The organism is Desulfonatronovibrio magnus, from assembly GCF_000934755.1.
In the GTDB taxonomy this organism is placed as follows: Bacteria; Desulfobacterota; Desulfovibrionia; order Desulfovibrionales; family Desulfonatronovibrionaceae; genus Desulfonatronovibrio; species Desulfonatronovibrio magnus.
Genome location: NZ_JYNP01000017.1, coordinates 61,874 through 81,855, shown reverse-complemented (window position 1 = coordinate 81,855; position 19,982 = coordinate 61,874). Strand labels below are relative to the sequence as shown.

The 19,982-nt window shown below is 44.8% G+C and carries 14 protein-coding genes; 6 read left to right on the top strand and 8 right to left on the bottom strand.

Annotated elements, in window-relative coordinates; translation table 11 throughout:
* The first annotated feature begins 35 nt into the window (after positions 1-35).
* The 4 genes from LZ23_RS02635 (at position 36) to LZ23_RS02620 (ending at position 6,123) form a co-directional block, all read left to right on the top strand.
* The gene (locus LZ23_RS02635; protein ID WP_045211353.1) at positions 36-1,601 is read left to right on the top strand and encodes an ABC transporter substrate-binding protein; all 1,566 of its coding nucleotides are present in this window, start codon (positions 36-38) and stop codon (positions 1,599-1,601) included.
* 687 nt (positions 1,602-2,288) lie between these two features.
* On the top strand, positions 2,289-3,248 hold the full coding sequence (locus tag LZ23_RS02630; RefSeq protein WP_045211390.1) for an ABC transporter permease: 960 nt from the start codon (positions 2,289-2,291) through the stop codon (positions 3,246-3,248).
* Positions 3,245-5,161: a dipeptide/oligopeptide/nickel ABC transporter permease/ATP-binding protein gene (locus LZ23_RS02625; RefSeq protein WP_045211351.1), complete on the top strand. Its 1,917-nt coding sequence runs from the start codon at positions 3,245-3,247 to the stop codon at positions 5,159-5,161. Before LZ23_RS02630 ends, LZ23_RS02625 begins: the two co-directional genes overlap by 4 nt.
* On the top strand, positions 5,158-6,123 hold the full coding sequence (locus LZ23_RS02620; RefSeq protein ID WP_232300379.1) for an ABC transporter ATP-binding protein: 966 nt from the start codon (positions 5,158-5,160) through the stop codon (positions 6,121-6,123). Before LZ23_RS02625 ends, LZ23_RS02620 begins: the two co-directional genes overlap by 4 nt.
* Positions 6,124-6,161: 38 nt before the next feature.
* Here the strand turns inward: LZ23_RS02620 and LZ23_RS02615 are convergent, their stop codons facing one another.
* From LZ23_RS02615 to LZ23_RS02580, 8 genes are all read right to left on the bottom strand, one after another.
* Positions 6,162-8,168, bottom strand: a complete 2,007-nt coding sequence (locus LZ23_RS02615; RefSeq protein ID WP_045211348.1) for a DUF1365 family protein — start codon at positions 8,166-8,168, stop codon at positions 6,162-6,164.
* Complete coding sequence (locus LZ23_RS02610) at positions 8,165-9,433, bottom strand: NAD(P)/FAD-dependent oxidoreductase (protein WP_045211346.1); 1,269 nt, start codon at positions 9,431-9,433, stop codon at positions 8,165-8,167. Before LZ23_RS02610 ends, LZ23_RS02615 begins: the two co-directional genes overlap by 4 nt.
* 308 nt (positions 9,434-9,741) lie before the next feature.
* Positions 9,742-10,527: a DUF1295 domain-containing protein gene (locus tag LZ23_RS02605; protein WP_045211344.1), complete on the bottom strand. Its 786-nt coding sequence runs from the start codon at positions 10,525-10,527 to the stop codon at positions 9,742-9,744.
* 86 nt (positions 10,528-10,613) lie between these two features.
* On the bottom strand, positions 10,614-11,024 hold the full coding sequence (locus LZ23_RS02600; protein WP_045211342.1) for a DUF2177 family protein: 411 nt from the start codon (positions 11,022-11,024) through the stop codon (positions 10,614-10,616).
* Positions 11,025-11,424: 400 nt separating this feature from the next.
* Positions 11,425-12,813, bottom strand: coding sequence for a hypothetical protein (locus LZ23_RS02595; RefSeq protein WP_045211340.1), 1,389 nt, complete (start codon positions 12,811-12,813; stop codon positions 11,425-11,427).
* A 62-nt stretch (positions 12,814-12,875) separates the two neighbouring features.
* A complete protein-coding gene (locus LZ23_RS02590) occupies positions 12,876-13,415 on the bottom strand; it encodes a hypothetical protein (protein ID WP_045211339.1) in 540 nt (179 codons plus the stop codon).
* A gap of 284 nt (positions 13,416-13,699) precedes the next feature.
* Positions 13,700-14,167: a small multi-drug export protein gene (locus LZ23_RS02585; RefSeq protein WP_045211337.1), complete on the bottom strand. Its 468-nt coding sequence runs from the start codon at positions 14,165-14,167 to the stop codon at positions 13,700-13,702.
* Between the two features lie 200 nt (positions 14,168-14,367).
* Complete coding sequence (locus tag LZ23_RS02580) at positions 14,368-17,010, bottom strand: PEP/pyruvate-binding domain-containing protein (protein WP_045211335.1); 2,643 nt, start codon at positions 17,008-17,010, stop codon at positions 14,368-14,370.
* A gap of 301 nt (positions 17,011-17,311) precedes the next feature.
* Here LZ23_RS02580 and gdhA point away from each other — a divergent pair, with 301 nt between their 5' ends.
* Both gdhA and LZ23_RS22160 read left to right on the top strand, forming a co-directional pair.
* Positions 17,312-18,661 (top strand): NADP-specific glutamate dehydrogenase, encoded by a 1,350-nt coding sequence (gene gdhA, locus LZ23_RS02575; RefSeq protein WP_045211333.1) that lies wholly within the window; start codon positions 17,312-17,314, stop codon positions 18,659-18,661.
* Positions 18,662-18,875: 214 nt separating this feature from the next.
* Positions 18,876-19,850 (top strand): RNA ligase family protein, encoded by a 975-nt coding sequence (locus LZ23_RS22160; RefSeq protein WP_052507050.1) that lies wholly within the window; start codon positions 18,876-18,878, stop codon positions 19,848-19,850.
* Positions 19,851-19,982 lie beyond the last annotated feature (132 nt).

Sequence of the window (19,982 nt, the reverse complement as noted above, 5' to 3'; positions counted from 1 at the left end):
TTTCTTAGAACCTATAGCTGAAAAAAGGGGAAATTATGAAAAAATCCTGGTATTTTTTGTTGGTTTTTTTTGTTCTGCTGAGTTTCATTTCATTTAAAACCGCCTGGTCAGCCACGCCACCCAATGTTCTGGTGGTGGGGCAGATTGCTGAACCACAATCTCTGGACCCGCACGGGGTTACCGCTGTTAATGATTTTCGGATACTTATGAATATCTATGACGGTCTGGTTCGCTATGAAGACGGCTCTCTTGAAGTGGAACCCGCTCTTGCCGAATCCTGGACCATCAGCGATGACGGACTTGAGTATGTTTTTCAGCTGAGGCAGGGAATAAGCTTTCACGATGGTTCGGCTTTTAACGCTGAAGCTGTGGTTTTCAATTTTCAGAGAATGCTTGACGAAGACCATCCATATCACCATACAGGCCCTTTTCCACTGTCATTTTACTTCAGCCAGGTAGATTCTGTAGAGGCTCTGGATGATTATTCAGTAAAGTTCACCTTGTCCGAGCCTTTTGCTCCTCTACTTTCCAATCTTGCCTATCCCACAGGCCTCATTGTTTCTCCAGCTGCAGTTAAAGAGCACCAGGAGGATTTCGGTCGTCATCCATCAGGGACAGGGCCTTTCAGATTTGAAGAATGGCGTGCCAATACCAGAGTTGTGCTGGTTAGAAACAGCGATTACTGGGATGGAGTACCCTCATTGGAAGCGGTTGTTTTCAGGCCCATAACAGATGCCAATACCCGAGTGGCAGAGATGCTTTCCGGTGGTATTGACCTTATGGTAGAAGTTCCACCTGACAATGTCGGTCATTTCAAGGCTGATGCCAATTATCAGGTATTTGAGCAGGCCGGTCCTCATCTCTGGTTTCTTATTTTGAATATGAAAGAAGGTCCATTCAAGGATCAGCGTGTTCGTCAGGCTGTGAATTATGCCATAGACAAGGAGTCACTGGTGAGAGACGTACTTCAGGGCACTGCTGCTGTAGCTGCCGGACCAACTCCTCCCGCATTTGCGTGGGCTTATAATGATGCGCTGGAACCTTATCCTTACGATCCTGACAAGGCCAGAGCTTTACTGGCTGAAGCAGGTGCCGAGGGTGCTCAGCTTACATTCTATGTTACAGAAGGCGGGTCAGGCATGCTTGATCCATTGTCCATGGGAGCTGCCATTCAGGCTGATCTGGCTGAAGTTGGCCTCAGGGTCAGCATTGAGACCTACGAGTGGAACACTTTTCTGGGCAGGGTCAATCCCGGTCTTGAAGGCAAGGCAGACATGGCTCAAATGGCCTGGATGACCAATGATCCGGACACTCTTCCTTACCTTGCCCTGCGCACAGAAGCATGGCCTGAGCATGGGGGGTTTAATTCAGGATACTACAGCAATCCTGAGGTGGATGAACTTCTGGCCAGGGCCAGACAGAGCACTGATCAGGATGAAAGGGCTGAGCTGTATCGCAGGATGCAGGAAATAGTGTATGAAGATGCGCCCTGGGCTTTTGTAGCCAATTGGAAACAGAACGCTGTAGCATCCAGCAGGGTTGAAGGTTTTCGTCTGCAGCCATCCTTTTTCCTGCTTCTGCACGATGTAAGCAAAATGTAGACAGGGTGGGGTCTGCTTCCAGCATGCCAGTTTAAGCATAGCCGGCAAGATGCAGGATCCACAAACTCTGATCGCAACAACTAGTTTGTTGATTAAAAAATATGTACCATGTGCTAGATTGGTAATTGTTTAGACCTTTGGATCTTATGTGGGGACTGGCTCTTCCTGGACTTAATTTTCTCTGAAATGGGAAGCTTAAAACATGGGTTATTGCTCAAGTGGGTCCCGGAGTGCCTGTCCCCTGCTTTCCTTAAAAGCTCCTCACCCGGGCGGACCGGGACCGAACCTGTGAGTAACTGTCTTTAAAGTGGAGCCTGCATCCTGCAGGCTATTTAATTCCAGGCGGCTGGAAGCCGCCTCCACCTTGAAGAACAGTCCCATATTTGGAAATTGGGACAGTCCCCGCGAGGTACTTTAAAAAAGATTGATGCTACATTGGTTCCTGGAAGAGATTTTCTTTGATGACAAAATTTACACAGCGAGGGACAGTCCCTGTGCCTGGCGTAAAGCTCTCATCTTTGACGGAATTTTTCAGGCAATTGAGAATCAATCATATGTAAAAATCTTAAAATTGTAACAGTCTGATTTTATTAGTAAAATGTTTGTAGTTACTTGTAAGGGACGGCAATACCGCTGTCCCTGATGGACAACCAATCCTTTGGCAATACAAAATTTCAAGAAAAGCTCATGTCCACAAAAATCTGGCTCTATATCGGCAAAAGACTTCTGGCCACCATCCCGGTCATTTTAGGGCTGACAATTATTGTCTTTTTCATCATGGCCCTGATTCCAGGCGATCCAGCTACAGCAATTCTCGGGGCTTATGCCACACCGGAAAATGTAGCTCAGCTCAACCGGCAGCTCGGTCTGGATCAATCCCTTCCCAGGCAGTACATGACCTGGCTGACCAATATTTTTCAGGGAGACTTCGGTCGTTCCTACGCCCAGAACAGGCCTGTACTGGATATTGTTACTGAAAGGTTCAGCGCCACCTTGATCCTTGCGGGTACAGCGCTGATCATCTGTTCCATTATGGGGCTCCTGGCCGGCATTATTTCCGCCAGCCGCCAGTATGGTCTGGCTGACAAACTGATCACCGTCATAGTGCTCATTGGTATTTCCACTCCGGCGTTCTGGCTGGGACTGCTTTTGATTATTGTTTTTGCAGTGAATCTAAGCTGGCTTCCTGCAAGCGGCATGTATTCCATTTACGGAGGAGGGGATTTGCCGGATCTGCTTCGCCACCTGATTCTGCCGGCAGGAACTCTGGCCTTTATTGCCACCGGAGTTATTGCCAGGCTGACCAGATCCAGCATGCTTGAAGTGTTGCGTCAGGACTACATCCGCACTGCCAGGGCCAAAGGGCTTCGTGAAAGGCGGGTCATATACAGACACGCATTCAAGGCTGCATTGGTGAGCATTGTTCCGGTAATCGGTATCCAGGCCGGTTTTGTTCTCGGTGGAGCTGTTTATGTGGAAACAGTCTTTCAATGGCCGGGCATAGGCAGCATGCTGGTTAATGCCATATCTACCCGTGATCTGCTGCTGGTCCAGGGCGGGGTGCTTATTGTTGCGGTGGCTTATGTCTTTTTCAACCTCATTGCTGATGTTGTTCAATTTTTGCTGGATCCAAGGGTGACAGCATGAGTAGCCCTGTAACAGCATCACCTTCCAGAATTGCCTCCATTGTCATCATGTTCAGGATGCTTTTCCGCAACCGCCTGGCAGCCTTTGGTTTCATAGTGCTGACCATAGTTGTGGGTCTGGCTCTGATTACACCCCTGCTGCCTCTGGCAGATCCCAACAAGACTGCTCTGGCCAATCGTCTTCTGCCAATTTTTTCTCCTGGTCATTTACTTGGAACAGACCAGCTTGGAAGGGACATACTCTCAAGGATACTCTGGGGTACAAGGGTATCTCTTGCTGTGGGCATATCCGCAACTCTGGTGGCAGCTACCATTGGCACCCTGATAGGCATTATAGCCGGATATTTTGCCCATCGTATCGATACCTTTCTCATGCGCGGCATTGATATGCTCATGGCCTTTCCCTATATCCTGCTGGCCCTGGCCATTGTGGCAGTGCTGGGACCGGGACTTATGAATGCTCTCTACGCCATAGCCATAGTAAATATTCCCTTTTTTGCCAGAAACGTGCGCGGGGTTACAATCACCCTGCGCAACCGTGAGTTTGTAGATGCGGCCAGACTTTCAGGCAAAGGTGATGTAAGAATTATTGTTACTGAAATATTTCCCAATGTATTGCCGGTAATAGTTATTACCATGTCCACCACTGTGGGCTGGATGATCTTAGAAACAGCAGGCCTTTCCTTTCTCGGACTTGGCGCCCAGCCACCCCAGGCAGATCTTGGGTCCATGCTGGGAGAAGGGCGGCGCTTAATCATCACTGCTCCGCATGTGGCCACAATTCCCGGCTTAGTCATTTTTATCCTGGTTATGAGCATTAATCTGCTGGGAGATGGCATAAGAGACATGCTTGACCCCAGGCTCAAATCAGGAGCACTGCAAAAACCTGCCTTCAGAACCAGGGTTGCTCCAGAGGCAAAGACTGCATTTGCCGGTGAGCAGCAGGGACTTATTGATGTCCAGAAACTGCGAACTGAGTTTCACATTGGGCAGGAGCTGCATAAGGCGGTCAATGCTCCGAGTTTTCATATCAAACCAGGGGAGTGCCTTGGTATTATTGGTGAATCAGGTTCTGGAAAATCAGTTACTGCCATGTCTATTCTTGGTCTTGTGGCCTCGCCTCCTGGAATTATCACTTCTGGCCAGGTTAATTTTGAAGGTGACAATATTCTGGCAGTGCCGGATCATAAGCTCAGAAATCTAAGGGGTAACAGGATATCCTATATCTTCCAGGATCCATTATCCACCCTGCATCCCCAGTTTAAGGTGGGGGATCAGCTTGTTGAAGCCATGCGGGTACATCAGCCTCTTTCATATAACCAGGCCTGGAAAAAGGCGGTTTCCCTGCTTGAGCAGGTCAGGATTCCCAATGCCTCCCAAAGGGTCAATGTTTATCCTCATCAGCTTTCAGGGGGAATGCGCCAGCGAATCAGCATTGCCATGGCTCTGGCCAATGAACCTGATCTGATCGTTGCTGACGAGCCCACCACTGCTCTGGATGTTACTGTCCAGGCCCAGATACTCAAACTGCTTGACAGGCTGCGCAAGGAAAAAAATGCCAGCCTCATGTTCATTACTCACGATTTTGGGGTTGTGGCTCATATCTGCGACCGGGTTGCGGTCATGTATGCTGGAGAAATTGTGGAATCAGGTCCTGTGGATGAAATTCTGAATAATCCAGCCCATCCATACACCCAGCGCCTTATTGAGTGTGTTCCGGACGTAAGCCGCAAACAGGATAAGCTGACTGAAATCCCAGGCCTTCCTCCTCGAGTAAATGCTCTGCCCCCAGGGTGCAAGTTTGCCAAACGCTGCCACAAAGCTGATGATTCATGTCTAAGATCAGAAATTGAACTTAAAACCCTTTCTTCTGTTCACGAGGTAAAATGTCTGTATCCGGGGAGGGCGTCTTGAATAAACTGACAGTAAAATCTCTAATCAAGCAGTATGGTGGCGGAAGGACCCTGCTGGGCCGCAAACTTTCAGCTGTTCACGCTGTCAGGGGTATTGACTTTAAAGTGGACAAGGGAGAAATCCTGGGCATTGTAGGTGAGTCAGGGTGCGGAAAATCAACCCTGGCCAAAATGCTGGTAGGCTTAGAAGCGCCCACAAAAGGCAGCATTGAACTGGATGGAAAAGTTTTTGCCAGAACCGGTACAGTTCCAGACCGCAAAGCTCTGGCGAGAAGGATTCAGTATATTTTTCAGGATCCGCTAAGTTCTCTTAATCCTCGCAAAACCGTGGAACAGATTCTGGAAGCACCTCTTAAGTATCTGCTGGGAATGAATTCAGATCAGAGAAAAAAGCGCATGGAAGAACTTATGCGCAGTGTTAATCTGCGTCCTGAATTTTTGACTCGGTACCCCCATGAGTTTTCCGGAGGTCAGGCCCAGAGGATAGGAATAGCAAGAGCTCTGGCTCCAAATCCTGAACTGCTGATCCTGGATGAGCCGGTTTCAGCTCTGGATGTTTCTGTTCAGGCTCAAGTTTTGAATCTGCTCAAGGATTTGCGTGCTGAGTTCAACCTGACATATTTGTTTATCAGCCATGATCTGGGAGTGGTGCGCAATCTGTGCGACAGAGTGGCTGTAATGTATTTTGGCAAGTTTGTGGAGTATGGACCTACAGATGAAATTTTTGAAAAATGCCGTCATCCATATACCAGACTGCTTCTCGGCAGTGTGCCGGGCATTGGAACAGATTCTCTCAAGGGAGAGGAAGAAACTGCTGAACTTCCTGATCCTTACCATCCACCCAAAGGGTGTTCCTTTGCTCCAAGATGTTCCAGGGCAGATGATCAATGCCAAAAAGTTGATCCTTTACTTGAAGAAATTAGCAGCGAGCATCTTGCAGCCTGTTTTTTTCCCTATGAGTAACTACCGGTAAAAGCTTAATTAATCAGGAATTCTCATCCCTAAGAGGCAGGCCTGTCCAGAACCAGCTGCAGGTCTCTGATATGTCTGGTCCTGAATCCAGCCTGACAAATGCTCAAATAATACTGCCATGTTCTAAAAAAGGTTTCATCAAAGCCATGCTTTTCTATTTCCGGCCAGTTTTCCTGAAAGCGCTTTTGCCAGGCAGCCAGGGTAGGGGCATAATGCAGGCCAATGTCGCGAACACTTTTTACTGAGAGGGTTGTTTTGGCAGTTAACACTGAAGTGATCCTGTGCAGGGAAGGTAAAAGCCCCCCAGGAAAAATATATGTGCTGATCCAGTCCCTGGTCCTGCGATACTCCTGATATCTTTGATCAACTATGGTAATTGTCTGAATAAAAGCCTTGCCATCAGACCTCAAAAGCCTGTCAATGGTCTTGAAATAGTCCTTGTGATGCTTATGGCCTATTGCCTCCAGCATTTCAATAGAGACAATCTTGTCGAATTCTCCCTGCAGCTTTCGATAATCTTTTAGAATGACAGAGACCTTATTGCCCAGTCCCAGTTCCTTAATTTTATTTTCAAGAAATTTGTACTGGTTGTCAGAAATGGTTACTGCGCTAACCCGGCAACCGTATTTCTGTGCCGCAAACAGAGAAAAGCCCCCCCAACCGCAGCCCAGGTCAAGAACATGATCCTGAGGATGAAGGTTTAAATCCTCTGCAGCCATTTCCAGTTTTCTAATCTGAGCAGACTCTAAAGATTCATGTTTACAATCACGCAGATCTTTAAAAACTCCGCACGAATAATTCATGCCCTGATCAAGAAATCCTGAAAAAAGCTCATCAGATAAATCATAGTGGGCTCTGATATTTTTCCTGCTGCCTGAAACATTGTTGTCAGGGATTATTCTGCGGGTCATAAGAATGCTCCTGCGCAGAATACGCCCCAAAAAACCCCAGTTTTCCATATATGACATGTAATTCATGTTCAGGGCCAGTACTTCCAGAGTATCAGTCAGGTCTGGCGAACTCCATAATCCTGAGGTATAGGATTCGCCAAGTCCTACATCCTCTGATCTGGCTAATCTGGTAAAAAAGTCCCAGTCGTGGACATTGATGACTGCCTCAGGCCCTGGATGCACCCCACCGAACTTTAATACGCTCCTGTCAGGCAGAAGCAGGGATAAGGTCCCCTTTTTCATCTTTTTGAGATTGCGCAGAACCATGTTCATGGCTACCCGGTTTTTAAAGGAAGGTATATCATGCATGGTTCTGATGGTATGATTGCTGTGGGGTTCTGGTCTGGTATAAATTTGGAGTTTATGGACAAAATAAAGCTTCATGGCCTGACGCAGAATTCTTGGCCAGGTAAGGCGGGGCGAAAGGGGGCGACTCAGGCACGCAAGCATGATCCCGGCATCTGTCAAAGGCTTTGCTGGATAGCTTTGCGCCAGTCTTGCCCGTAGGGCAGGGCGATTATTCTTCATCAAAGTAACTGACAAGTCCAATCTTTCCCGGATATCTTCAAAGTTGAACAGGTACTCCCCTTTTAGGTCAAAAAAGGGAGAAACATGAAAATTTTTGTCAGTTTTAAACTTTGCTGGAAAATGACCTGGATTGATCTGCTGGTCCAGAATGTAGGTATGCTTGTCCCCAAAAGTATTGTTCACCTCAGCCATAGCAAGATCGAGCTTATCCTGCTTATTGAAAACAAAATAGAATGAAACCGGATTAAAGACTCTGCCAAGCAGTCTGGGGGCAGTGACAAGATAAACTCTGCTGCCTGGATCGCATTGTTTTCCTGTACTTGTTTTGATGTGCTGAAAAAGTTTGGACTTTATGTTTTCAGGGGTTGCGCTGAGATAATCAATTTCAGACAGGGACAAAAGACTATTGCGGTTGACAGCAAAAAGAGCCAGGGACTGATCCAGGCGGCTTATTTCGTCCAGGTCCAGGATCAGACAGATAAAAGGGTATTCAAAGCTGTTTTCAACAGAAAAAGATCTATGGTGCGATACGCTGGCCAGGGCTATCCTTGAATTCAAATCCGCACCCCCAGCATTTGTGCTGCTTTTACCCCTGAAGCAATGGCATCCTCGTGAAATCCGTTGCCATGGTAGCTGCCGCAAAAATAAATGCCGCCCCGTCCCTGAAGTTGAGCCAGATCAGACTGAGAATTGACTGCCTGAGTAGTAAAGCAGGGATGAGTCATGTTCTGGTGATGGTTGATTCTGTCTCTTTTAACAGGGGTGCGTGGGTTTAGTGAAACCACATGGTTAAGAGATGCCTTAAAGTTCTGAAGCATATTCATCCAGTAATGCACATTGACCTTTTTGTGTTCCTTTTCAGGTTCTGCTATATAGTTCCAACAGGCCCAGGCCCTCTTGTTTGGGGGCAGAAAAGTTTCATCCGTGTGCAGAATGACCTCATTGGTTGTGTATTGCCAGAGAGAAAGAAGAGCTCTTTCCACATGGTCGGGCTGGTGTAAAAGGTTGAGAGCATCATCAGCGTGACAGGCAATTACTGCGGCCTTGTATTGAAATTTGCCTGAATCCAGATGCACTTCCGGACCGGAAGAGGTTCGGGTAATTGCTCGTACCGGTGTTGAAGTCAGCACCCGGCCGGAAAATTTCTTTTTGAAAGCTTTAACATAGGTATGACTGCCACCCTTGATATATTGCCACCTTGGTCTGTCACGTATTCCCAGAAGGCCATGATTGGCAAAAAAATCAGCAAAACGCTTCAGAGGAAACTTTTCCGCTCCTTCTTCCTCTGCAGACCAGATGGCTTTGATCATGGGCTCCAGATAACGTTCAAAAAGGACAGGATGGTAACCATGCATGGATACATATTTCCCAAGAGTTGTGTCCTGGATACTGCCTGCTTTCAGATCTTTTAGGATTGAGTGGTTGAACCTGGCAATGGACACCAGCATCTTCCAGAACCTGGGATTGATGATATTGGTGCGGCTGGCGAAAAGGGCGGACAGACTGTGACCCGAATAGGCAAAACCAGACCCTGGTTCACTATAGGAAAAGGACATGTCAGTGGATGCAGACTCAACATTTAATTCCTGAATCAGCCTGCAAAAGCAGGGGTAGTTGCGTTTGTTAAAGACAATAAAGCCCATATCCACAGGTATGGTGGAGCCGTTATCATCTGCCATCACAGTGACAACATGCCCTCCAATATCTGGCCCAGACTCATAAAGATCTACACTGTACTTTCTGGAAAGGTAGTGCGCAGCACTTATTCCAGCAGCGCCAGCGCCAATAACAGCAATGGAATTTTGTGTATGGGAATTTGTCATAACCTGCTCTTTTGTGTTTATTTACAAGGCCTTCCGGCCAGACATGAAGGCTATTCAAATGCTATGCATTTTTGTAACTGTTCAGCATAATTTATTCACAGGATTAAGCCTCTGTCCTGTTTGAGTTTTCGCATTGTTGCTTGTTTGACCGGCCTTGAGCCCGTTAGCCGGAATCATGGCTGAAACACCGTCTCCCGGCTACTGGAAAACATAATGATTATGGCTTACGGGCTCAAGCCGGGAGTTTGCAACAAAAGAAAATCAAATTGGGCAGAGGCTGCCAAGATAGTGAACAGTTACCATTATTTTTATCTTTTTTTGGGAAACCAGGGTATAAATGCACTCACCCGTTGTTGATAATCATTGTACTCAGGACGCCTTTGGCTGATATTTTGTTCAGTCATGGCTACTCCAGATACCTTTAGCAGCAAAAAGGTAATAATTAAAGGACTGATTATCGCCCACAAAGCATAAGGAGTTTGAAGGACCAGGAGATATAAACCCCACCACATCAGGCTTTCTCCAAAATAATTGGGATGACGCGAATATCCCCATAGCCCCTGATCCATAACCCTGCCTTTATTATCAGGGTTATTTTTGAACATCTGCAGCTGGGTATCTCCAACAACCTGGATAATAAAGCCTGTCATCCATATCAGTGCCCCCATTATATCAAAAATTGTGAGTTTATCCGGCACTGGGCTCAACTGAGCCAGCTGGACTCCAAGGGACACCAGCCATAGTAATACAGCCTGAAGCAAAAATACCGTAAACAGGCTGACCCACCAGAAATTTTTGCCCCGGTAATCTCGCAGGGCCTGGTACCGTCTGTCTTCCGGCTGTCCCCAGTTGCGCGCGCTAACATGGATGCAGAGTCTTATGCCCCAGATACTTATCAGACATGCTGCCAAAAGGCTTCGCGCCTCATATCCATGGCCCGCACAATAAACAATCCAGGCCACAATTAAAAAACCAGCACCCCAGAAGCTGTCTGCTACGCAAGCTTTTCCCCGCAGCAAAGAAAGGACCCATGCACAAATCATAAGCAGAATGGATGCGCCCAGGGTCAAAAAAAGTGGGTTATAGATGGACATGGCTTATCAGTTTCCTCTAACAAGGATAAATCCGTCCGGTACATGTCGGCAATAAAAACGTATACTCTTGTGATGAATGCAAATGTTTACCCGGCCAGCCGGGCTGCAATTAAAAATGCACTGCCTGCCACAAGAAGGCAGAGAACTGTACCCCAGATTATATCAACAACAGCAACAAGAACAGGCCAGTTTTTCAGGGTGGCCAGGTTGGTCAGGTCATATGTTGCGTAGGTGAAAAAACCGAAAAGTGCTCCCAGCAGGCACGCTTTGGCAAGGGAGCCTGAGTCGAGGGCTGGTCTTACAGCAAAGAAAATGATTCCAGATATGTAGATCAGATAAAAAATAATTGCTGCTGTCCAGTTGACCTCAGGGCTTAACAGGTGATGCAGTTGAGTCTTGTAAAAATTTCTGGCCACAAACCCAAGCCAGATTATATCAATAATAAAAAATACTGGAACAGTGAGAAGGTATACCTTGAGCCAGAACATAATGGACATAATATAATTCTCCGTATGATGTTACTTTAAAGCTCTTCACCCGGAGGGACCGGGACCGAACGTGTGAGTAACTAAAAAATCAGCCTAAGTCTTACTCTTGCGGCTCCAGCCGCTTCTTTGAAATGTGGCTTAAGCCACAAAAAAAGAGGTAATAGCCTCAATACGTTAGAGATTGCCGCGCTCGAAGACTCGCTCGCAATGACACCTGAGCTGTCAGGGATGTAGTTGCTGAAAACTTGTCACCCAAGAGGGAGCCTAAGCGACCGAAGCAATCTGTATGGTAAAACCATAATACTTTGAATTTATTACTAATTTGGCTTTAGTTACTTAGAAGCCAACTTCTTCCAGGAACCAATGCAGCATCAATGATTTTGCCCGTTGTTTATGCTTGCATGTCCTTTTATCTGGTATGACTGCTTCTTGAGAAAAGCCAGTTACCAACATGCCATGAGCCTTTGTCTCTTATGTCTATCCAGTTCAGTCTGCCCCCGGTGCCAGGGTGTGCCTCCTGGATAAACTGAAAACCTACATGAACAGGATCCTGCTCTTTACCAGAGTCAGCGACATTTTTCATCAAGCTGGCATATACTTCATTATTAACTGGTTTTTCTTCATTACGCCGTAACTCTCTGGCTACTTCAGTGAGCTGATCTTCCTGGTGAAGAAGCAGCTTGATAACATAGTATTCATTAAGAACAAATGACTTTTGAAGGCTGTTGAGCAGATCTCTGGCAAATGATATCCTTATCCCACCCGAAGATATATTCATAATATTGAACAAGCCATAATGCTCTAAGTAGTGAATAAATGGCTTTGCCCTGGAAATATCTGGAGTTTCACTATAAGTGCTGAAATACCACAATGCCACATCCTTAACATCGTCAGAACTCATTTCATAGCGGGGAGCCTGTCTTTCGCTGACTGAGTAATCTACTGGCAAAATGACTTCAAGCCCGGTGATATTCCGGCCGAGCTCCTGAGTACAGATCATGCGGGTATCAAAACAGTAGTAACGAAGTTTTTCTTTTCCCCCTGCAAATGAGAAGCGACATTTAAGACTGTAATGTTTTTGTGTCTGGGGAAGGTTATCTTCATATTTGGAGTTCATGGCCAGGACAAGCCGGTCATGCCTGACCCTGGCAGGAATGCAGGTGATGGAGAAAAAATCATCAGCTCCTTCACCTGGCTGAATAATAACTTTGAATTTTTTTTTAACAAGCTCTCTGAGCATGTTGACCATTCTACTGCTTTTGATTTCATCAAGACAGACAAAGTTCAGCATTTTTACTTCATTGTCTGTTTTCAGATCATCTGAAGGAGATTTTTCCCGTCTTATGGCTTCAGCTCTTATTTTTTTCAGCCATAGCATGATGGCTATTTTTTTTGAGACAGCATCAAGGCCAAGTTTACGGAATCTAAAATGAGAACAGGGATATCGAAAATTGATTCCTTCCTGAAAAGAATTAACAAGATATCCAAAGAAATCCTTAGTTCCCCACTTACTGGTATTGGCAGGTCCTTTACCAGGAGTCATATTGTTTTTAAGATAGTCAACAAACTCATCAAAAGTAAAGAAAATAACATAAAAACCAAAGATAATCACAGTTTTACCAAAGTATTTCTCAGATGATCTATTCCTGGAAAACAAGTCAAGAAACATATTGGGCATTTTGTCTGTCTTGTATTTTTTTTTCAGGTAAGTATGAATCAGATTACGAACCTTGGGTGTAGAAAAATCACAAAAACAAACTGTACCAAGCAACTTCTGGTCCAGCACAAAATTACGCATAAGTTCTGCTGATCCCAGGCCAAGATTTCCATAATCCGTTTTGGTGATGAAATCCTGTCTGATTAGCCAGGAAAAAAAGTATTTTCGCGCAGATCAATTTTTTTTGTGCCAAGATAGGCAGTGAATTTTTTGCACCTCAAGTCATACTCTTCAATCCATAACACTATATGATCCAGCAGGGAACTGAAGTTGGAAGACTGGTACATCAGGCTGCGCAATTCTTTCCTGAGGTGTTCGCTGTCAGGCTCATTGTCACAGCTTTTTAATATCTCCGCACCTTCATGATGTAAAAAGTCTGGCAAAAATGATTTTGAAAGTCTGGAAGAGTTTGAATCAAAAGCCGAAGGGTCGGAACTTTCATTCGGATTAAATACTGATTTAAAAAAATTGATGATTTTGGGACGATCGCCCTGTTTTACAGTTACTTCATTTGAGGGCTCATTTTTTTTAGCTGATTCATCGTAATTACTGGAAACAAGTAACTCATCACTAATCACCTTGATGGGATCAATATTAACCTTGGCACCCTTATTACTCTGACACCTTTTAATCACTTCTGTTAAAAACGATTTAAGAATTTTTTCTTTGTGTTGTGAATTCATTAGGAAGAGCTCCACTCAGGCGGAACAAGACAGTACCTGATAGTAATGGCCTTGATATGTGGAGCCTGCATGCTGCAGGCTATTAAAGACCAGGCGGTTAGAAGCCGCCTCCACATTTAAGAACAGTCCCATTTTTTTAAAGTTAATCAAAAAAAAGTTTGATCTAAATCATTTAAATAGATACTGATAAAGAATAAAAAATTAATACCAATATTTCTTGAATAAAGTCAAGCATATTGTAGCAGTTTAACTCCCTGTATGTTACACACAGGACAAACTGCCGCTCAAGATATCAGAAGCTTAATAGCCTCAATTCCATAAAAGGCCACAATAGTTGTGCCCACGGTCCAGGCTGCCAGACTCATGTTCATCCACCAGAGCAGGGCTTTCCTGGAAGGTTTAAAGGTGAGCGCAATAATGGTTGCCAGATGAATGCCTGTCAGCAAAGGACCCAAAAGGGCAAGACCTGGCAGGCCGTATTTATTCCATATGGCAACAGCTCTTTGCCTTCGCTTAGTAGGGGCAGGCGCAATTTTTGTTGAATTCGATCTTCTAACAGCACGGTAGTTAAGCCAGAGATTGTATCCATAAACTATGAAAAATACAGGAATAGCATTTCCTGCAAAGGCCAGCAAAGCCACAGGAAAAGGGTTTAGCCCCATTCCAAGGCCCGCTGGAATGACAATAAGCAGTTCTATCCAGGGCACAGCCGCCAGTACAAAGATCAAGAGATATTGAGATATTATATCCATATTATGAAAAACGTAATATTTTAGCCCATTAGTAACTTACTGCCTCGATCCTGTAGAAAAAAACAAGAAACTTTGAACCGCAAACGCGCCCCGGTTGAATAGGCCTTCGGTCTACGGCAAAGCCGTATTCAACTGGGTAAATCTTTGAACGGGCGGTTAAAATATCTTTTTGGGTTAGACTGTTACTGAAAAAAATGCTCTTAATCATGCTTTAAATCAACCCGGTTGATGTAGCTTAGTACATTTTGCTGTTTAACATCAGCGCGTATAAAAATCTCCTTAGAGCCGGCAATATCTTCACTATCCAGCACATAGACGGCATCGGCCCATTGCTCTTCTTCAGGAAAGATTTCCGTCAGTCTGTTTCCTGAGTTTTCCAGCAAAGACTCATTAAGGATATTGCCTTCACGATCGGGATACAAAGCCAGGTACAGAATATCATATTCAATGAGATCACTGAAAAAATGCGTTCCCAGGGATACATCAGGTACAAAGTCATCACGCATGGCTACAATTTCACAAAGCACGGAAATTGAACTGATCTCTGTAAAGTTAACAGGTACACCAAGAGCAGCAATGCTGGTTCCCCATCTTCCTGGCCCCATAAGCATAATATTGAAACAGGAGCCGCATGATGGCTCTAAAGCTATTCTGCCTACAAGCCTGGCTATATGATAGCGCTGGCTCTCAGACATATATCCGTACTTTTTGGGACTGACATATATTATGCGATCAATCTTGTCGCTGCGGCTCTGGCCTATGACCGGGCCTGAACTTTGAATGATGATTTCGTTTTTATCAAAGTCATCAACAATCTGGTCTTTAAGACTTGCTGCCTTTATTTCCAATGGTCTGCACTGCACAAGATTTATGGTATATTGCTGGCTGTCATCGTTATCCTGTTCGAAATAGTTTAGAGTAAACTCAATATCGACTGTAGATCCGTAGGCCTTTTCCAAAGTCTTGAGCATGGCTGACATATCCTGAGGAAAATTGCTATGGGACAGCAGGTTAGTGAAATTTAAAACCCACGGGAAAAAGTTTTTAATATTCAGTTTCTTTGCTTTGGCCTTAAGCTCATGATCAATGCCGGCAAAAGGAGACAAAGGGATGTCAGGGCATTGCTCACTGAGTTTTTTAAATGGTATTGATACAACAGAGTTGGATTCCATTTTCAGAACGTCTACTTTTTGCTGAGTGTACCGGTGTCCGTTGAGACTGACCAATGGTTGCATGGATGGTTCATTCAGGGCAATGACCCGTGTATAGTCATCATCCGACCTGTCAACTGCCCGTGTGCCAAGACCAAAAACCAGTCTGAGCATACCAGCATCAGGATCTACCTTTTCATTCCAGGCATAGGGGTTGTATGAAAAGCCCACCCCTGCAGCCTGGGGAAAAAAGTATTTTTTGTAATTGATGCCGCTGACTCGCTGTACCAGCAGGGCCATCTGCTCATCCCTGTCCAGAAGGCCTCTTTGCTTTCTGTAAATTAGAGCCTTCTCACTGATGGAAGAAGCATAAATATGCCTGACAGCCTCGATAAAACCTGCCAGTCGCTGTCCACGATTTCCCTGGTTAACGCAGAAAACACTTTCATACTTGCCCGCAAAAACATTTCCAAAGTTATCTTCCATCAAAGAACTGGAGCGGACTATAAAAGGCCATTGTCCAAAATAGTCCAGAAGATCAACAAACTGTTTGATAATATAATGAGGAAAAGATCCATTAAGAATTTGTGATCGGGCTCGATCAAGGTCTTTAAGAAAAAGTTCCGGATCTCTTTGCTGCTGCCTGATCCACCATACTCCATTTTGTACAAGAAAAGTATAGTAAACGTCAGATCCAATATAAAAAGAGTCATGAGGTTCAAGTTTTTCCTTCCATCTTTCAGGGTCGTCTTTTTTCAGGATGGCCCTGGCCAGTAAAAAACCGCTGCTCTTACCCCCCATTAGTCCGGTACCGATCATTCTGCGCTTGAAAAACAAGAGATCTTCAAGGGAAATATATTTCCTGGCCATTTCAATAATCTGAGGATCTCTGGAAAATATCATTTTCAAGAGCTTGATTAGCCATTTATCCAATCTTTTTTTGGAACATAAACCCTGTAAATAATCCTTTTGCAGCTGTTCAGCTTCTGAAAAGGTTTTACTCCAGAAGCCCAGGGACTGGGTTGCTGAATCTAAGCGTGACCATGTCTTCTGACAGAGCACCTCGCTAATTTTATCGCTGTTTCTGACAGGAGCAAAACTATTTCCCTTGAGCTGGTGCAGGGTGTTCATGGTAGCGGAATATCTGTTATCAACTTTAAGTGGATGCACGTATATTTCGTGCTCATGCTGATAAACATCAAGAAAAAGTTGAGTCACATTAAGTATGGGGCTTGTGGCGTGAAAAGAATGTCTGTTTCTTTGCAAGGCAAAATAGGCAATGGTGTCCATGCTGCCAAGATATGGGCAGGTCAGCATAAAAAAATTTCCCAGCATGCGGTCAGAATGCCAGTCAGAAGAAAGGTTGCTTAAACAGTCAAACACATAGCAGCATCCCTTGCCATGTTCCCGAATAAGCGAGTGAATGGTAAAGATAAACTTTTCAAAGCCCTGCTGGGGGTTCAGTCGATAAACAGCAGTTACTTTGTCATCGCGCAATAGAGGTTTATGCCTGGCAAACCGTATATAAATCAAGGGAATCTTATTGAATTGACAGTAATCGCTATAAGGAAGGACAAACATGATATAGTCTTCAATGGAATCTATCTGCCAGACAACATTATCGCCGGTCCTCAAACCATTAAGAGACTTATCCAGCCCGGAAATACCAGTGCTGAAGTCATAATTTTTCATAGATACCTGATCTCAAGTTGATTGTTAGTGATTTTTTATATAAATAATTCTTCTCTTGACGCTCGCAGTTTCCGTACCAGCGACTTGGAGAAGGAGGCATTAAGATAAAAGTGTTTTGGCTTCCTGCCATGTCCAATTGTCCACACAAAATGATTTTTAAGCACATATATCTTAGTAGTGATTAAAAAAACAGTGGGCAGTCACTCCCGAAATTATTTTTATTGTAACAATCTGTGAGGGAGCAACTAATATATACATACAAACACAAAATCATGTCTAAAACAATTAGAGAGGAAAGTTAATGACTGCAAAAGAGCACATTCAAAATGTATTTGAACAGGTAGTAAAACGCAATCCAGGAGAACTTGAATTTCACCAGGCTGTCAAGGAAGTTTTGGAATCTCTGGAACCAGTAATATCCGGCAGACCCGAATATGTTCAGGCTAATATTCTTGGTAGAGTTGTAGAGCCGGAAAGGGTAATCACCTTCAGAGTGCCCTGGCAGGATGACAGGGGTAATGTCCATGTCAACAGAGGGTTCAGGGTTCAGTACAACAGTGCACTTGGACCCTATAAAGGCGGGATAAGGTTTCATCCCAGCGTTAATCAGGGTATAATCAAATTTCTGGGTTTTGAACAGATATTTAAAAATTCTCTTACAACTTTACCTCTTGGTGGTGGTAAGGGGGGCTCTGACTTTGATCCAAAATTTAAATCAGATGCCGAGATTATGCGTTTTTGCCAGTCATTTATGACAGAGCTGCGAAGATATATTGGAGCTGATACGGATGTGCCGGCAGGAGATATTGGGGTAGGGGCCAGGGAAGTCGGCTTTATGTTTGGCCAATATAAGAGGTTGCGCAATGAATTTACCGGGGTTCTGACTGGCAAAGGGCTCAACTGGGGCGGATCATTAATCCGGCCTGAAGCCACAGGCTACGGATCAGTATACTTTGCTCAGGAAATGCTGGCCAGCAAGGGACAGACCATTGAAGGCAAGATATGTACTGTCAGTGGATCCGGCAATGTGGCTCAATATACCACAGAAAAAATCATTGAACTGGGCGGCAAAGTGGTCTCTCTTTCTGATTCAGGAGGATCGATTTATGATCCCGACGGCATTAATGAAGAAAAATTGCACTATGTGATGGAACTTAAGAGAATAAGGTACGGACGTATCAAAGAGTACGCGGATGAATTTAAAAATGTTGAGTACTTTCCAGGGGCACGCCCCTGGCATATTAAATGTGACTGTGCCTTTCCTTCAGCAACACAAAATGAAATCAGCCTGGCTGATGCCAAAAGTCTCTTTGAAAATGGATGCAGACTCATAAGCGAAGGAGCGAACATGCCTACAGAACCAGGAGCGGTTCAGCTGGCATTGTCTTCAGGGTGCCTTTTTGGACCGGGCAAGGCTGCCAATGCTGGAGGTGTGGCGGTTTCAGGCCTGGAAATGTCTCAGAACTCCATGCGTCTCAGATGGAGCAGGGAGGAGGTAGACGAAAAGTTGCAGCAGATTATGAAGGCCATTCACAAACAATGCATTGAGGCGGCTGAAGAATATGGCATGCAGGATAATTTGGTGGCCGGAGCCAATATGGCCGGATTTGTGAGAGTTGCTAATACCATGCTGGATCATGGAGTAGTTTAATTATCTTGAAGCTTTAACTTGTGACAGAATGCTGTATCAATCTTTTTTTGTGCCTTCTCCCGGGGTGTTTTCCTTTTTCCAGAAAAGGGACACACCCCTTATATTCACTTGCAGGTTTGGTCCGTGTCCGCCCGGATGGAGCGCCTGTTAGATTCAGACGTTTCTATGTTAAATTATATTCTCAGGCAAAGGTATCGGAACAGGAGGTAATGAGATGTTTAAAAAATACCCCAGTATGGACAACACCTATCAAATTAAGAGCATTGAACGCTGGAAGGAGTTTCATCCAAACCTTGAGGAGGAAGAATATATTGTTCTGGAGAAAATTCACGGAACAAACTTCAGTATTATTTTCGATCCTGGGAGTACTCCGTATTTTGCTTCGAGAAACAGAGTGCTCGAACCGGAAGAAGATTTTTTCGGCCTGCGCGAAGTAGTCCTTGCAGATGATCATAATTTTCTAATGGATCATTTCATTAGAAAAGCCAATGATGAAAATATGTCCTGGCAGGTTTACGGCGAATTGTTCGGACCCGGAGTCAACAAGGGTGTCTTTTACGGAAAAAAACGTGATTTTCGACTCTTTGATCTGCGCAGGGATGGTTTTTTGTTGCCTCACCGAGAGTTTGAAGCAATAATGCATTCCTTAAACCTTGAACACTATATAGCACCCAGCCTGGGCACTTTTCATGGTCTGAAAGCCGCCCTTGATGTTCCGGTTGAAGGCGTCAGTTCATTGTTAACTCCAGAAGGTTATAATGAGGAAAACGTTCTTGAAGGAATAGTTATCAAACCATACAGGCAGATACTTCTCTCGCCGGTTGGTTACACCTTTATGTTAAAAAAGAAGACCGAAAAATTTCAAGAGGTGACCAAAAAAGCTAAAACTCCAAAACCCAGTGACGAACACCCGATTGTTTCTGCACTCAACCAGCGTTTCTCTCGCTATATCACTGACCAGAGGCTGCAAAACGTCTTCAGTAAGGAAGGAGTCATCTCTCACAAGAAAGAAGTTTCCAAATATATTCAACTTCTCTTGGAAGACGCCAAGGAGGATTTTTTAAAAGATGAAGAAAGTTTGGAAATGCTCCAGAAATTGGAAGGTGATCCTGATTTTCCAAAAAATGAACTCAGAAAGATATATAATGTAGGCTCGGAGCCGTTCAAGCTTTTGCAGCCGTATTTATAGTCTTATGCGGGCTATGCCGGCAACTCAAAAAAAAGAGATTCTAACCGCCCGTTCGAAGATTTACCCAGTTGAATACGGCTTTGCCGTAGACCGAAGGCCTATTCAACCGGGCGAGCTCAAGACGCAAAGGGC

What these genes read in the sequence shown, in the direction of transcription:
- LZ23_RS02605 (WP_045211344.1), bottom strand. Translation starts at nt 10,527, where the DNA reads ATGTCCATCTATAACCCACTTTTTTTGACCCTGGGCGCATCCATTCTG.
- LZ23_RS02595 (WP_045211340.1), bottom strand. Translation starts at nt 12,813, where the DNA reads ATGCGTAATTTTGTGCTGGACCAGAAGTTGCTTGGTACAGTTTGTTTT.
- LZ23_RS02635 (WP_045211353.1), top strand. Translation starts at nt 36, where the DNA reads ATGAAAAAATCCTGGTATTTTTTGTTGGTTTTTTTTGTTCTGCTGAGT.
- LZ23_RS22160 (WP_052507050.1), top strand. Translation starts at nt 18,876, where the DNA reads ATGTTTAAAAAATACCCCAGTATGGACAACACCTATCAAATTAAGAGC.
- LZ23_RS02585 (WP_045211337.1), bottom strand. Translation starts at nt 14,167, where the DNA reads ATGGATATAATATCTCAATATCTCTTGATCTTTGTACTGGCGGCTGTG.
- LZ23_RS02610 (WP_045211346.1), bottom strand. Translation starts at nt 9,433, where the DNA reads ATGACAAATTCCCATACACAAAATTCCATTGCTGTTATTGGCGCTGGC.
- LZ23_RS02580 (WP_045211335.1), bottom strand. Translation starts at nt 17,010, where the DNA reads ATGAAAAATTATGACTTCAGCACTGGTATTTCCGGGCTGGATAAGTCT.
- LZ23_RS02600 (WP_045211342.1), bottom strand. Translation starts at nt 11,024, where the DNA reads ATGTCCATTATGTTCTGGCTCAAGGTATACCTTCTCACTGTTCCAGTA.
- LZ23_RS02590 (WP_045211339.1), bottom strand. Translation starts at nt 13,415, where the DNA reads ATGAATTCACAACACAAAGAAAAAATTCTTAAATCGTTTTTAACAGAA.
- gdhA (WP_045211333.1), top strand. Translation starts at nt 17,312, where the DNA reads ATGACTGCAAAAGAGCACATTCAAAATGTATTTGAACAGGTAGTAAAA.
- LZ23_RS02630 (WP_045211390.1), top strand. Translation starts at nt 2,289, where the DNA reads ATGTCCACAAAAATCTGGCTCTATATCGGCAAAAGACTTCTGGCCACC.
- LZ23_RS02625 (WP_045211351.1), top strand. Translation starts at nt 3,245, where the DNA reads ATGAGTAGCCCTGTAACAGCATCACCTTCCAGAATTGCCTCCATTGTC.